This window comes from Agromyces sp. NPDC057679 (assembly GCF_042799635.1).
Taxonomy (GTDB): Bacteria; Actinomycetota; Actinomycetes; order Actinomycetales; family Microbacteriaceae; genus Agromyces.
Map to the genome: position 1 here is coordinate 1 of NZ_JBHVIK010000001.1, position 14,560 is coordinate 14,560.

Below are 14,560 nucleotides of genomic sequence, written 5' to 3' on the forward strand. Positions count from 1 at the left end.
AAAGGAATCCCGTCATCCGAAGATGACCGGGGTTCAATAAATTGGCATTGAACATAGTGCACGCTGTTGAGTTCTCAAGGAACGGACGCACCCGAGTCAGACACCCGAACCGAAGCCGGGCCCGCCCTCAGGGCAACCTGTAAAACATACCACCGAACCAGCCAGCCGTAAACACGACCAACCACAGCTCCGAAGAGCCAGGATCAACACTGGAAGGGGTTTCTCATCCTAGACTTGAAATCACCGAGTCGCAATGCTGCGCCTTCGAGGTTATTTGGCTAGAACCACCACCGCTGGACCCGGGTCACACTCGCGTGTTCTCCGGCCGCCGCGGCGACAAGAGAAGAATTTACGCGACCACCCCGCCCCTCACAAATCCACTCTGCATCCCGGGCGTGTCGCGCCCGGTCATCGACCCTCCCGACGTGAACGATTCCCCGATCAAGTCGGGGAAAACTCGGAAGCGCCCGGCGTTCACGCGAAGGCGCGGCCGTCCGACCAGACGACACTCCCCCGTCGCGCCAGCGCTCCGTCCGCCGGTTCATCGGCCGGCGCGAGACGATGCGAAGGGCCCCGGTCGATCACGGCGTGATCGGCCGGGGCCCGGAGAACTCTGCGAAGCCGACTGCTACTCGACGAAGATGCCGGCGAGCGTCTTCTTGCCGCGACGGAGCACGGCCATACCGCCCCGCTCGACGAAGCCGTCGAGCGTCGCCGCCTGGTCGTCGACCTTGCGGTTGTTGACCGAGACGCCGCCCTGGGCGATCGCGCGACGCCCCTCGCTCAGGCTCGACACGAGCTTCGTGTCGGCGAGGAGCTGTGCGATCGGCGCATCGGGCGCCGTCGTCGTGTTCGGCAGCTCGCGCAGGGCCGACTCGAAGACGTCGGCATCGAGCTCGGTGATCTCACCCTGACCGAACAGCGCCTGCGATGCGGCGATGACCGCAGCCGTGGCATCCGCGCCGTGCACCATCGTGGTGACCTCGGTCGCGAGGACCCGCTGCGCCTCGCGCCGGAAGGGCTCGCTCGCGACGAGCGCCTCGAGCTCCTCGATGCGCTCGCGCCCGAGGAAGGTGAAGACCTTGAGGCGCGTGACCACATCGGCGTCGTCGGTGTTGAGCCAGAACTGGTAGAAGCGGTAGGGGCTGCACATCGCCGCGTCGAGCCAGACCGCGTTGCCCTCGCTCTTGCCGAACTTCGTGCCGTCGCTGTTCGTGATGAGCGGCGTGCCGATCGCGTGCACGCTCGCGCCCTCGACGCGGTGGATCAGGTCGGTGCCGCTCGTGAGGTTGCCCCACTGGTCGCTGCCGCCCGTCTGCAGCACGCAGCCGTACTGCCGGAAGAGCTCGAGGTAGTCGAAACCCTGCAGGATCTGGTAGCTGAACTCGGTGTAGCTGATGCCGGAGTCGGAGTTCAGTCGCGAGGCGACCGCGTCCTTCTTGAGCATCGTGCCGACGCGGTAGTGCTTGCCGATCTCGCGGAGGAAGTCGATGGCGCTGAGGCCGGCCGTCCAGTCGAGGTTGTTCACGAGGCGCACGGCGTTGTCGCCCTCCTGGGAGAGGAAGCGCGTGACCTGGCCCTGGAGGTAGCCGACCCACTCGGAGACGGTCTCCTTCGTGTTCAGCGTGCGCTCGGCGGTCGGGCGGGGGTCGCCGATGAGGCCGGTGGAGCCGCCGACGAGTCCGAGCGGCTTGTGCCCCGCGAGCTGCAGCCGGCGCATGGTGAGCAGCTGCACGAGGTTGCCGAGGTGCAGACTCGGTGCCGTCGGGTCGAACCCGCAGTAATACGTGATCGGCTCGCCCGCGAGGAGCTCTTTGAGCGCGGCCTGGTCGGTCGACACGTGCACGAGGCCGCGCCAGACGAGCTCCTCCCAGACGTCGTCGAATGAGGCGTCGTTCTGCTGGGTGGAGAGGATCACTGGGTCTGACACCACGTCAGATTATCAGCGGGCGGGTGATGAGCGTTCCACCCCTAACCGGCCGATGTTTAATGCTGTATGCTTATCTACTATCAGATAAAGGCTACAAGGTGAAGGAGGCGCCATGATCGTCATCACCGCCGACCAGGTGTCGAGCCGCACCCGCGCCGATCTCGCCGGCTCCGAGCGCGACCGGATCCAGCGGGCGCACGGCGATCGACTCCTCCTGCCCGTCGCGCGCAACGCAGGCGACGAGATCCAGCTCCTCACGAGCGACGCGCGCACCGCCGTCGACGTCGCCCTCGAGCTCACGAGGCACGGCGAGTGGAGTGTCGGCATCGGATGCGGCGCCGTGCGCGAACCCCTGCCCGACGACATCAGGGAGGCGAGCGGCGAGGCGTTCTTCGCCGCACGCGATGCCGTCGAACGTGCCAAGAAGAGCACGCCACGGCTCGCGGTCGAAGCGCCGGGCTCGGCCCTCGAGGGCGACGCGGCCCACCTCGAGGCGCTCTTCAAGCTCGCCCTCATCCTCCGCGAGCGCCGCTCCGACCACGGGTGGGAGGTGTACGACCGCATCGTCGGCGGCGCGCTCCAGTCCGACATCGCCGACGAACTCGGTGTGAGCGCCCCGGCGATCAGTTCGCGCATGAAATCGGCGAACATCCGCGCCGAGCTCGACGCGGTCCCCGCGCTCGCTAGGCTGCTTGAGACTCTGGATGCCTCGACGGGAGCCCGCCACCCATGAATCTCTTCGTCATCGCCGACGCGATCACCTGGTCCGCGCTCATGCTCGCCCTCGTCGCGGCCGCAGTGCTCTCGATCCTCGCGTCAGTGCGGCCCCGTCGCAGCTTCGTCTGGTTCGCGACGGGCGCGCTCGGCATCGCGATCCTCGCCGCCGCATCGACGCAGGGGCCCGCGCCGATCGGCGTCGCTCCCCTCGTCGTCGTGCTCGGGCTCGCGGTGGCCGTGTTCGGCGGCAGCGCCGCGGCCGGCACCGCCCTCGACCTGGCGATGGGCGGCGCCGTCTCCCCCGGCCTCCACGGCGGCATCATCGTGACCGACCGGCGCGTCGACGCCGACCTCGCCGCGGGCGTGCACGCCGTCGAGCGACGCCGGGAGGTGCTGCGCGGCGGGCTCACGATCGGCGTGCTCGAACGCGTCGCCTCGGCCGGCGCGATCATCGCCGGATTCCCCGAGGCGCTCGCGATCGTCGTCGCCATCAAGGGCGTCGGCCGATTCACCGAGCTCGAGGCGCCCGAGGCGCGCGAGCGGTTCATCATCGGCACGTTCGCAAGCCTCATCTGGGCGTGCGCCGCAGCGCTCGTCGTGCACTTCGCGATCCGCTGAGCCGAGCCGTTCGCGTCCTCCGCGCACGAAGTTTCCCGCCGCTCGCGCGACGTGCGCGTGCGCCTTCGCCTGCGCCGTCCCCGATTCACAGCGGCTACTCGGCGGCGAGCCGGTGCCGCCGATACGGTGAGACACCCTCGTCGCCGGGCAGCCAGACCCGCCACGGGTACGCCGCACCGCCGCCGTCGCCGCTCACGCCCGTGCGCGGCCCTGCCGCGTGGTGCAGCGGCGCCTCGAGGACCTGCAGCGAGAACGGCGGCGCCAGCAGATCGCTGCCGCCGGCGTCGAGCGGCACCCCGAGTGCGCGCGACAACCGGCCGGGGCCGCGAGCGAGGTCGCGGTCGGGGACGCCAGGGCGGCGGTGCCGCGCGAGCTCGAGGCCCCGCACGACCGTGGCGCCGCGCATCAGCACCCCCGCCGAGGTGCCGGCCGGTCGCGCCACGATGTTCAGGCAGACGTGCATGCCGTAGCTGAAGTAGGCGTAGAGGTGCCCCGGCTCGCCGAACATGACCGCGTTCCGCGGCGTGCGTCCGCGGAACGCGTGCGATCCCGGGTCTTCTCCGACCCCGCGATAGGCCTCGAGCTCGGACAGGCGGATCGCCACCTCGCCGTCGGGCGCGGCGTAGCTCAGCACGGCACCGAGCAGGAGCGGCGCGAGCCGCACCGGATCCTGCTCGAAGAACGCCCGCTCAGGCGTCACCAGTGCGGTCAGGCCGCCCCCTCGGGCAGGCCGGCCACGAGATGCCGCACCCGATCGGCCAGGCGCGCGAACTGCTCGTCGACCCTGACGGGGGCGGTGCCCCCGATGCCGTCGCGGCTCGCCACCGAACCCTCGATCGTCAGCACCTCGCGCACCTCGGGCGAGAGGTGCGGCGAGATCGCGGCGAGCGCGGCGTCGTCGACGGCGTCGAGCTCGAGCGAGTGCTCCTCGGCGTAGCGCACCAGGGCGCCCGTGATCTCGTGCGCGTCCCGGAACGGGACGTGCCGCTTGACCAGCCACTCGGCGACGTCGGTCGCGAGAGAGAAGCCGGCGGGCGCGAGCTCCGCCATCCGGTCGGTGTGGAAGGTGAGGGTCGCCACCATGCCGGTGAACGCGGGCAGCAGCACCTCGAGCGTCTCGACCGAGTCGAAGACGGGCTCCTTGTCCTCCTGGAGGTCGCGGTTGTACGCGAGCGGGAGCGCCTTCAGCGTGGCGAGGAGGCCGGTGAGGTTGCCGATGAGGCGACCCGACTTGCCGCGCGCGAGCTCGGCGATGTCGGGGTTCTTCTTCTGCGGCATGATCGACGATCCCGTCGAGTAGCCGTCGTCGAGCGTGACGAAGCCGAACTCGCGGGTGTTCCAGAGGATGATCTCCTCCGAGATGCGGGAGAGGTCGATGCCGATCATCGTCGTGACGAAGGCGAACTCCGCGACGACGTCGCGACTCGCCGTGCCGTCGATGGAGTTCTCGGCCGGCGCGGCGAGGCCGAGGTCGCGGGCGACGGACGCGGCATCGAGGCCGAGCGTCGAGCCCGCCAGCGCTCCCCCGCCGTAGGGCGAGACGTCGGCGCGCTTCGTCCAGTCGACGAGGCGTTCGAGGTCGCGGCTGAGCGCCCACGCGTGGGCGAGCAGGTGGTGCGCGAGCAGCACGGGCTGCGCGTGCTGCAGGTGCGTGCGCCCCGGCATGATGGCCCCGCGCTGGGCCTCGGCCTGCGCGGCGAGCGCGTCGATCAGGTGCACCAGCTGCTGCCCGATGACGGCGGCGTGGTCCTTCAGGTAGAGGCGCACGAGCGTCGCGATCTGGTCGTTGCGGCTGCGGCCTGCGCGTAGCTTGCCGCCGAGCTCGGGCCCCACGATGCCGATGAGGGCGGCCTCGAGCGCCCCGTGGACGTCTTCGTCGCTCTCGGCCGCGACGATCTCGCCCGAGAGCACCTGCGCCTCGAGGGTGTCGAGGCCCGCGAGCATCGAGGCGAGCTCGTCGTCGGCGAGGTAGCCGGCCGCGGCGAGCGCGCGCGCGTGCGCCCGAGAACCGGCGAGGTCGTAGCTCGCGAGCTGCCAGTCGAAGTGCGTCGACTTCGAGAGCCGCGCGAGTTCGGGCGACGGACCGCTCGCGAATCTGGCCCCCCAGAGCGAGCCTTCATTGGTGCCGTGCTCGGCCATCATGCGTCCTTCCGGTTCAAGAGCCAGGTCAGCAGCGCCTTCTGCGCGTGCAGGCGGTTCTCCGCTTCGTCCCAGACGACCGACTGCGGGCCGTCGATGACCTCGGCGTCGACCTCGACGCCGCGGTACGCGGGAAGGCAGTGCAGGAAGATCGCGTCATCGGATGCCTCCGCCATGAGCGACTCCGTGACCCGGTAGTCGCCGAAGGTCGCGAGGCGCTCGGCCTTCTCGGCCTCCTGGCCCATCGACACCCAGGTGTCGGTGACGATCACGTCGGCGCCCGACGCCGCGGCAGCCGCGTCGGTGGTGACGAGCACCGACCCTCCGGTGGAGGCGGCGATCCGCTCGGCATCGGCCACGAGGTCGGCGCGCGGCGCGTAATCGGCCGGGGCGGCGATGCGCACGTGCATGCCGGCGGTCGCACCGCCGAGCAGGTACGAGTGCGCCATGTTGTTCGCGCCATCGCCGAAGTACGACATCGTGAGCCCGGCGAGCTCGCCCTTCCGCTCTCGCACGGTCTGCAGGTCGGCGAGGATCTGGCACGGGTGGAAGTCGTCGGAGAGCGCGTTGACGACGGGCACCGTGGTGCCGGCCGCCATCTCCTCGAGGCCCGACTGGGCGTAGGTGCGCCAGACGACCGCGGCGACCATGCGCTCGAGCACGCGGGCGGTGTCGGCCACCGACTCCTTGCCGCCGAGCTGGCTCTCGTTCGAGGCGATCACGAGCGGCACGCCGCCGAGGTCCGCGATGCCGACCGAGAACGAGACGCGGGTGCGGGTGGAGGTCTTGTCGAAGATCACGGCGATGGTCTGCGGGCCCTCGAGCGGGCGCTCGGCGAAGCGGTCGGCCTTGAGGCGGGCGGCCAGCTCGAGCACCTCGGCCTGTTCGGCGGGGCTCAGGTCGTCGTCACGGAGGAAGTGGCGGGTCATGGGGTCCGTTTCGTGTGGGGAGGTTCAGGAGGCGGCGACGGCGTCGAGCGCGGCCCTGAAGCGCTCGACGAACTCGTCGATCTCGGCGTCGCCGATGATGAGCGGCGGCGCCATGCGGATGGTGGCGTCGTTCGCGGCGTTCACGATGAGCCCGGCGTCCATCGCCGCGGCGACCAGCGGGCCCGCGACGGGCTCGGTGAGCCCGATGCCGATGAGGAGGCCGCGTCCGCGGACTCCGGCGATGAGCGGCGAGTCGAGGCCGAGGATGCGTTCGCGGAGCTGCTCGCCGCGCTTCGCCGCATTCTCGACGAGGCCCGCGGTCTCGATCTCGCCGAGCACCGCGTTCGCGACGGCCGTCGCGAGCGGGTTGCCCCCGAAAGTCGAGCCGTGCTGTCCCTTCGTGTAGAGCGTCGACGCGTGACCGTAGGTCACGAGGCCGCCGATCGGGAAGCCGCCGCCGACGCCCTTGGCGAAGGTGATCGCGTCGGGCGTGATGCCCGCGTGCTGGAATCCGAACCAGGCGCCGGTGCGCCCGGCGCCGGTCTGGATCTCGTCGACGATGAGCAGCGCCCCGTGGCGGTGCGTCAGCTCGCGCGCGGCCTCGAGGAAGCCCTCGGGCAGTTCGACGACGCCTGCCTCGCCCTGGATCGGCTCGACGATGAGCGCCGCGACCGCGTCGTCGAGCTCGGCCTCCAGTGCGTCGATCGTCGCCGGGATGTGTTCGACGCCGCCCGGCAGCGGCAGGAACGGGTCGCGCATGTGCGCCTTGCCGGTGAGAGCGAGCGACCCCATCGTGCGCCCGTGGAAGGCGTCGACGAGCGCGAGCACGCGCGTGCGCGCGCCGCCCGAGTTGTTCAGGCGGGCGAGCTTGAACGCGGCCTCGTTGGCCTCCGCACCGGAGTTGCCGAACCATACCCGACCGTCGTCGCCCGCCCCGGCGAGCCGGGTGATGCGCTCGGCGAGCTCGAGCGTCGGCTCGGTCGTGAAGTAGTTCGAGACGTGCGCGAGGGTCGCGGCCTGGCGGGACACCGCGTCGACGAAGGCCGGATGCGCGTGGCCGAGCGCGTTGACCGCGATGCCGGCGAGGAAGTCGAGGTACGGCTTGCCCGAGTCATCCCACACGCGCGCGCCCTCGCCGCGCTCGAGCTTCGCGAGCGGCATGCCGATCGAGCGCATGATGCGGGTGTCGAACCGCTGCTGCCAGTCGTTCACTCGGCGCCTCCGGCGTTCTGGGGCACGACCTCGGTGCCGATTCCGGACTGGGTGAAGACCTCGAGCAGGATCGAGTGCGGAATGCGACCGTCGATGATCGCCGCCTTCGCGACGCCGCCCTCGACGGCGTCGAGGCAGGCCCGCATCTTCGGGATCATGCCCGACTCGAGGGAGGGCAGGAGGGACGTGAGCTCGGGCACCTCGATGACCGAGACGAGCGAGTCGCGGTTCGGCCAGTCGCGGTAGAGTCCGGCGACGTCGGTGAGGATCACGAGCTTCGCGGCACCGAGCGCGACGGCGAGCGCCGCGGCCGCCGAGTCGGCGTTCACGTTGAGCGACTGCCCCGGCGTGTCGGCATCGGGCGCGATCGAGGAGACGACGGGGATGCGGCCCGCGTCGAGCTGCGCCTGCACGGCTTCGGGGTCGACCGCCACGACATCGCCGACGAGGCCGAGGTCGATCTCCACGCCGTCGACGACGGCGCCGCGACGACGGCCGGTGAACAGCCCCGCGTCCTCTCCTGAGAGCCCGGCCGCGAGCGGCCCGTGCCCGTTGATGAGCGAGACGAGCTCGCGGTTCACCTGCCCGGAGAGCACCATGCGCACGACGTCCATTGCCTCGGGCGTCGTCACGCGGTACCCGCCGCGGAACTCGCTCTCGATGCCGAGCCGCTCGAGCATCGACGAGATCTGCGGGCCGCCCCCGTGCACGACGACCGGCTTGATGCCGGCGTAGCGGAGGTAGACCATGTCCTCGGCGAAGGCACGCTGCAGCTCGGGGCTGACCATGGCGTTGCCGCCGAACTTCACGACGATCGTCTCGCCGTGGAACCGCTGCAGCCACGGCAGCGACTCGATGAGCACCCGCGCCTTCTCGGCGGCGAGGTCGGCGCTGGAGCCCGCGGCATCCGTTTCGAAGTCGCTCATGCTCAGCTCGCGTACGCGCTGTTCTCATGCACGTAGTCGTGCGTGAGGTCGTTCGTCAGGATGGTCGCGGTCGCCTCGCCGGCGTGCAGTTCGATGAGCACGTGGGTCGCGCGCGGCGTCAGGTCGACCTCGTCGCGCGGGCGGTCGGGCCGCCCCGCGTGGCAGACGCGCACCCCGTTCATCGACACGTCGACGAGGTAGGGGTCGAAGGGCGCCTGCGTGGTGCCGATCGCGGCGAGCACCCGGCCCCAGTTGGGATCGTTGCCGAAGATCGCGGCCTTGAAGAGGTTGTTGCGGGCGACGGAACGGCCGACCTCGACGGCGTCGTCCTCGGTCTCGGCGCCGCGCACCTCGATCGTGATGTCGTGGCTCGCGCCCTCGGCGTCGGCCTGCAGCTGCGCGGCGAGGTCGACGCAGGCCGCGGTGAGCGCCTCGGTGAACGCCGCCTCGTCGGGCACGACGCCCGAGGCGCCGCTCGCGAGGAGCGTCACCTGGTCGTTCGTCGACATGCAGCCGTCGGAGTCGAGCCGGTCGAAGCTCACCCGGGTGGCCTGCCGCAGCGCGCGGTCGAGGGCGGATGCCTCGAGCTCGGCGTCGGTCGTGATGACCACGAGCATCGTGGCGAGACCGGGTGCGAGCATGCCCGCGCCCTTCGCGATGCCGCCGATACGCCACCCCGCACCCTCGACGACGACCGTCTTCGGCGTCGTGTCGGTCGTCATGATGGCGCGCGCCGCGTCGGCGCCCGCCTGGGCCTCGGCCGAGAGGCGGTTCGCGGCGCTCAGCACGCCCTCTTCGAGCACCTCGCCGTCGAGCTGGTCGCCGATGAGTCCCGTCGAGCAGACGAGGACGTCGCCGGCCGAGACCTCGAGCGCCGACGCGGCCGCCTCGGCGGTGCGGTGCGTGACCTGGAAGCCCTCGGGCCCGGTGAAGCAGTTGGCGCCGCCGGAGTTGAGCACGATCGCGGCGACCTGCCCGTCGGCGATGACCTGCCGCGACCAGATGATCGGGTTCGCCTGCGCGCGGTTCGAGGTGAACACCGCGGCCGCCTGCTGCGACGGTCCGCGGTTCACGATGAGGGCGAGGTCGAGCGCCCCGGTGCGCTTGATGCCGGCGGCGATGCCGGCGGCTTCGAATCCGGCGGGGGCGGTGACGGTCACGGGGCGACTCCGTTCACGGGGAGGCCGGTCGACTCGGTGAGTCCGAGCGCGAGGTTCGCCGACTGGATGGCGGCACCCGCGGTGCCCTTGACGAGGTTGTCGACCGCCGTGATGACGACGACACGACCCGCGCGCTCGTCGACCGCGAGGCCCATGAGCGCGGTGTTGGCGCCGAGCACGTCGGCGGTGCGCGGGAACTGCCCGTCGGGCAGCAGCTGCACGAAGCGCTCCCCCGCGTAGGCGTCCTCCCAGGCGGCGCGGACCGTCTTCGCATCGGTGCCCGGCATGATGCGCGCGGTCGAGGTCGCGAGGATGCCGCGCGACATCGGGACGATCACCGGCGTGAACGAGATGGTCGGGTCGGCGGCGCCGGCCCAGCGGAGGGCCTGCTGGATCTCGGGGATGTGCCGGTGCACCCCGCCCACCGAGTACGGGTTCGCCGAACCCAGGATCTCGGAACCGAGCAGGTGCGCCTTCAGGCTCTTGCCCGCACCCGACGGCCCGACGGCGAGCACCGAGACGAGGTCGCGGTCCTCGATGACGCCGGCGCGGATGCCCGGCGCGAGCGACAGCGCGACGGTCGAGGCGTTGCAGCCCGGGGCGGCGATGCGGCGCGACTTCGCCAGCCGGTCGCGCTGAGTGCTCGAGAGCCGCGGAAGCTCGGGCACCCCGTACGTCCATGCGGGGTGGAAGTCGCCGCCGTAGAACGCGTCCCAGTCGGCGGCGCGCTCGAGCCGGTGATCGGCGCCGCAGTCGATGACGAGCGTCTCGGGCGGGAGCTCGGCCGCGACCGCGCCCGAGGCGCCGTGCGGGAGCGCCAGGAAGACGACGTCGTGGCCGGCGAGCGTCGCGGCGGTCGTCTCCTGCAGCGTGAGGTGCGTGTAGGTGCGCAGATGCGGCTGCACCGCGACGAGCGGCTGGCCGGCGTTGGAGTGCGCGGTCACGGTGCGGACCTCGAACTCGGGATGATCGGCGAGGAGCCGCAGGATCTCTCCTCCGGCATAGCCGGACGCGCCGGAAACGGCGACGGAGTACGTCATGAATCCACCTTAGGGTCTGTCTGGTCGGGGCGATGTTCCGGCGACGCCCCGCGACAGGCCGCTACGCCTGTGCAGGGGTCGCCGAGATTCGGCGGCCGCCACGGCGTCGGCTGCGCACGACCGAGACACGCGAGACGCGTGCGGCGGTGGCGAACCGGGTGATGGACATGGATCGACCATATCCGCGGGGCGACGCGAGGCGCAAACCGGCGGTCGGCGTGCGTCGGAATGCGACGACGGCGCCGCGGAGTGCGCGGCGCCGTCGTCGGCGTTCGGGTGATCGGGCCGGGCCCGACCCGCTCAGTCGCGGATCGCCGCCCCGGTGCGCTCGGCCGCGAGCGCCGCGCCGGCGAGCTTCGCCTCGCTGGCCTCGGCTGCGGTGAGCGTGCGGTCGGGCGCGCGGAAGCGAAGTGCGAAGGTCAGGCTCTTCGAGCCCTCGGGCAGGCCCTGTCCGCGGTAGTCGTCGACGAGCCCGAGGTGCTCGAGCAGTTCGCCCGCGCCCTCGCGCACGGCTGCGGCGACCTCGGCGGCCGGCACGGCGGCGTCGACGAGGACCGAGAGGTCCTGCGTCGCCGCGGGGAAGGTGCCGATCGGCGACGCCTCGACCGCGGGGTCGGCAGCAGCGATGACGGCGTCGAGGTCGAGCTCGGCGACCGCGACCACGCGCGGCAGGTCGTTCTCCTCGGCGATCGCGGGGAGCAGTTCGCCCGCGAAGCCGACGACGCGGCCGCTCACGCGGAGCTCTGCGGTGCGGCCCGGGTGCAGCGCCTGGTGCGCACCCTGCACGATCTCGAGCTCGGCGCCCGTCGCGAGCGCGACCCGGCGCACCGCGTCGAGCGCGTCGACGATGCCGACCGGTTCGGCCGCTTGGCCCGGCTGCTTCACGATGCGCTCGCCCACGAGCAGCACGCCGAGGTGGCGCGGCTGCGGCGGAATGCCGGCATCGAGGGCGGCGAGGGTCTCGTCGCTCGGCTTCGCGTCGCCGACCGGCAGCTCGGCCGAGCCGTAGGCGCGCCCCACCTCGGGAAGGAAGACGAGCCCGAGCTCGAACAGGTCGAGGTCGACGAGCCCGCGCGAGCGGTTGCGCTTGGCCGCGGCCATGAGGCCGGGCAGGAGCGAGCGGCGCAGGTACGGCGTCGACTGGTCGAGGGCGTTCGCGAGGCGCACGGATGCCACGGGCGAGCCGTCGGCGCTGCCGAAGCGCGCGTTCTCGGCCTCGGTCGCGAACGGGAAGCTCAGCACCTCGGTCGACCCCGCGCCCGCGAGCACGTCGGCGGTCTGCCGGCGGAGGCGCTGCGAACGGGTGAGACCGCGCCCGGGAGGCGCGACCGGCAGCACCGACGGGATGCGGTGGTAGCCGACGAGTCGGGCGACCTCTTCGGCGAGCTCCTCACGACCAGTGAGGTCGGGGCGCCACGCCGGGGGCACGACCGAGAAGCCGCCGTCGACGCGACTGAGCACCCCGCCGATCTCGGCGAGCGCGTCGTGGACCTCGTCGTTCGTGTACTCGACGCCGATGAGCTGCGAGACGAAGCCGTCGGGCAGCACGATGGCGTCGCGCTCGGGCGTGGTCTGGATGAGCGAACCGCCCGCGTCGGCCGTGCCGCCGGCCAGGTCGACCATCAGCTGGGCGACACGTGCGACCGCGACGGCGCCGATGGTCGGGTCGATGCCGCGCTCGTAGCGCTTCGCCGCCTCGCTCGGCAGCTTGTGCCGACGGGCCGTGCGTGCGATCGAGATCGGATCCCAGTGGGCGGCCTCGATGAGCACGTTCTGCGTGGCGTCGCCCATCTCGGTCTCGGCGCCGCCCATGACGCCCGCGAGGCCGATGGGGCCGCGGTCGTCGGTCACGACGATGTCTTCCGCGTGGAGCGTGCGCTCCTTGCCGTCGAGCGTGGTGAAACGCTCGCCCTGCTCGGCACGGCGCACGACGATGCCGCCGCGCAGCGCGTCGAGGTCGTAGCCGTGGATCGGCTGGCCGAGCTCGAGCATGACGTAGTTCGTGATGTCGACGAGCACCGAGATCGAGCGGATGCCCGCGAGCTTCAGCCGCGCGATCATCCACGCGGGGGTCGGCTTCGAGGCGTCGAGGCCGCGCACGATGCGGGTCGCGAACGCGTTCGAGGCGAGCCTGCCGCGCAGCGGCGCCCGGTCGTCGATAACGACGGAGAAGCCGTCGTCGGAGACGTCCGTCGCGGGCGTCTGCAGGGCCGGGTCGCGGAACACCGCGCCCGTCGCGTGCGCGTACTCGCGCGCCACGCCGCGGATCGAGAAGGCGTAGCCGCGGTCGGGGGTGACGTTGATCTCGATCGCGGCGTCGTCGAGACCGAGGAGGCCGATCGCGTCGCTGCCGACCGGCGCGTCGATGCCGAGGGTCGACAGGCGCAGGATGCCGTCGTGCTCGTCGCCGAGGCCGAGCTCGCGCGCCGAGGCGATCATGCCGTCGGAGACGTGCCCGTAGGTCCTGCGCGCGGCGATCGGGAACGGCCCGGGCAGCACGGCGCCCGGGAGCGTCACCACCACCTTGTCGCCGACGAAGAAGTTGCGGGCGCCGCAGACGATGCCGTGCACGGCGTCGCCGCCGTCGGCCGCCGTCTCACCGTCGGGCGCGACGCGCACCTGGCACCAGCGGATCGTCTTGCCGTTGGTCTGGGGCTCCTCGACGAACTCGAGCACCTCGCCCACGACGATCGGGCCCTGGAGCTCGAAGGTGTGCACGTCCTCTTCTTCGAGGCCGACCTTCACGAGGGCGGCATGGACGTCTTCGGGCGTCGTGCCCGGCACGAGCTCGACGTACTCGGCGAGCCAACTCAGGGGTACTCGCATGGGTCAGACCACCATTCCGAACTGCTGGGAGAACCGCACGTCTCCCTCGACCATCTCGCGCATGTCCTGCACGTCGTTGCGGAGCATGAGGCCGCGCTCGACCCCCATGCCGAAGGCGAAGCCCGTGTACACCTCGGGGTCGATGCCCGCCGCGCGCAGCACGTTCGGGTGCATCATGCCGCAGCCGCCCCACTCGATCCAGCGCGCGCCGCCCTTGAAGGTCGGGTGCCAGAAGTCGAGCTCGGCGCTCGGCTCGGTGAACGGGAAGAAGCTCGGGCGCAGGCGGATCTTCGCCTCGTCTCCGAAGATCGCCTTCACGAAGTGGTCGAGCGTGCCCTTGAGGTGCGCCATCGTGAGGCCCTTGTCGACCGCGACGCCCTCGAACTGCATGAACACCGGCAGGTGGGTCGCATCGAACTCGTCGGTGCGGTACACGCGCCCAGGGGCGAGCACGTACAGCGGCAGCTCGCGGTCGAGCATCGAGCGGATCTGCACGGGGCTCGTGTGCGTGCGCATCACGAGGTGCGCCTCGGGCGGGTCGACGAAGAAGGTGTCCTGCATCGCGCGCGCCGGGTGATCGGCGTCGAAGTTCAGCGCGTCGAAGTTGAACCACTCGCTCTCGACCTCGGGGCCTTCGGCGATCTCCCACCCCATGCCGGTGAAGACGTCGCACACCCGGTCCTGCAGCAGGGCGAGCGGATGCCTCGCGCCCGCCGTGATGCGCGACGGCAGGGCCGTGACGTCGACCGCTTCGGCGGCGAGCTGCGCAGACGCCTCGGCCTCGACGATCTCGGCCTCGCGGGCGGCGAAGGCCTGGTTGACGCGGCCTCGTGCGCCGCCGACGAGCTTGCCGAGGGCGGCCTTCTGGTCGTTGGGCACGTTGCGCAGTTCGGCGTTCAGCAGCGCGAGCGCCGACTTCTCGCCGGTGTGCTCGGTGCGAACGGTCTTCAACGCGGCGGAGTCGCCGGCCGACGCGATCGCCGCGAGGGCTGCGTCGACCGCGGATGCGACCGCGGATTCGGTGATTTCGAGGGGCTCGGACACGAAGAACGAGTCTAGCGGC

The 14,560-nt window shown here is 71.5% G+C and carries 12 protein-coding genes; 2 read left to right on the forward strand and 10 right to left on the reverse strand.

What is annotated here, in order from left to right; translation table 11 throughout:
• Positions 1-628 precede the first annotated feature (628 nt).
• Positions 629-1,930, reverse strand: coding sequence for a tyrosine--tRNA ligase (gene tyrS / locus ACFVAJ_RS00005; protein WP_376940716.1), 1,302 nt, complete (start codon positions 1,928-1,930; stop codon positions 629-631).
• Between the two features lie 112 nt (positions 1,931-2,042).
• Here tyrS and ACFVAJ_RS00010 point away from each other — a divergent pair, with 112 nt between their 5' ends.
• Positions 2,043-2,663: a DNA-binding protein gene (locus tag ACFVAJ_RS00010; protein ID WP_376940717.1), complete on the forward strand. Its 621-nt coding sequence runs from the start codon at positions 2,043-2,045 to the stop codon at positions 2,661-2,663.
• Positions 2,660-3,265, forward strand: coding sequence for a hypothetical protein (locus ACFVAJ_RS00015; RefSeq protein ID WP_376940719.1), 606 nt, complete (start codon positions 2,660-2,662; stop codon positions 3,263-3,265). Before ACFVAJ_RS00010 ends, ACFVAJ_RS00015 begins: the two co-directional genes overlap by 4 nt.
• Before the next feature lie 94 nt (positions 3,266-3,359).
• On the opposite strand, the gene ACFVAJ_RS00020 is transcribed toward ACFVAJ_RS00015, so the two are convergent.
• From ACFVAJ_RS00020 to pheS, 9 genes are all read right to left on the reverse strand, one after another.
• On the reverse strand, positions 3,360-3,968 hold the full coding sequence (locus ACFVAJ_RS00020; RefSeq protein ID WP_376942424.1) for a DNA-3-methyladenine glycosylase: 609 nt from the start codon (positions 3,966-3,968) through the stop codon (positions 3,360-3,362).
• Positions 3,969-3,973: 5 nt separating this feature from the next.
• Positions 3,974-5,404, reverse strand: coding sequence for an argininosuccinate lyase (gene argH / locus ACFVAJ_RS00025; protein ID WP_376940721.1), 1,431 nt, complete (start codon positions 5,402-5,404; stop codon positions 3,974-3,976).
• A complete protein-coding gene (argF, locus tag ACFVAJ_RS00030; RefSeq protein WP_376940723.1) occupies positions 5,404-6,333 on the reverse strand; it encodes an ornithine carbamoyltransferase in 930 nt (309 codons plus the stop codon). Before argF ends, argH begins: the two co-directional genes overlap by 1 nt.
• A gap of 24 nt (positions 6,334-6,357) precedes the next feature.
• The gene (locus ACFVAJ_RS00035; RefSeq protein WP_376942426.1) at positions 6,358-7,509 is read right to left on the reverse strand and encodes an acetylornithine transaminase; all 1,152 of its coding nucleotides are present in this window, start codon (positions 7,507-7,509) and stop codon (positions 6,358-6,360) included.
• 32 nt (positions 7,510-7,541) lie between these two features.
• Positions 7,542-8,471 carry an acetylglutamate kinase gene (argB, locus tag ACFVAJ_RS00040; RefSeq protein WP_376940726.1) on the reverse strand — a complete coding sequence of 310 codons (930 nt, stop codon included), beginning with the start codon at positions 8,469-8,471 and terminating at the stop codon, positions 7,542-7,544.
• A gap of 2 nt (positions 8,472-8,473) precedes the next feature.
• The gene (argJ, locus tag ACFVAJ_RS00045) at positions 8,474-9,631 is read right to left on the reverse strand and encodes a bifunctional glutamate N-acetyltransferase/amino-acid acetyltransferase ArgJ (RefSeq protein ID WP_376940727.1); all 1,158 of its coding nucleotides are present in this window, start codon (positions 9,629-9,631) and stop codon (positions 8,474-8,476) included.
• Positions 9,628-10,671, reverse strand: a complete 1,044-nt coding sequence (gene argC, locus ACFVAJ_RS00050; RefSeq protein ID WP_376940729.1) for an N-acetyl-gamma-glutamyl-phosphate reductase — start codon at positions 10,669-10,671, stop codon at positions 9,628-9,630. The genes argJ and argC overlap by 4 nt, the downstream gene beginning before the upstream one ends.
• A gap of 300 nt (positions 10,672-10,971) precedes the next feature.
• A complete protein-coding gene (pheT, locus tag ACFVAJ_RS00055) occupies positions 10,972-13,497 on the reverse strand; it encodes a phenylalanine--tRNA ligase subunit beta (protein WP_376940731.1) in 2,526 nt (841 codons plus the stop codon).
• Positions 13,498-13,500: 3 nt separating this feature from the next.
• Positions 13,501-14,541 carry a phenylalanine--tRNA ligase subunit alpha gene (gene pheS / locus ACFVAJ_RS00060; RefSeq protein WP_376940733.1) on the reverse strand — a complete coding sequence of 347 codons (1,041 nt, stop codon included), beginning with the start codon at positions 14,539-14,541 and terminating at the stop codon, positions 13,501-13,503.
• Positions 14,542-14,560: the final 19 nt, after the last annotated feature.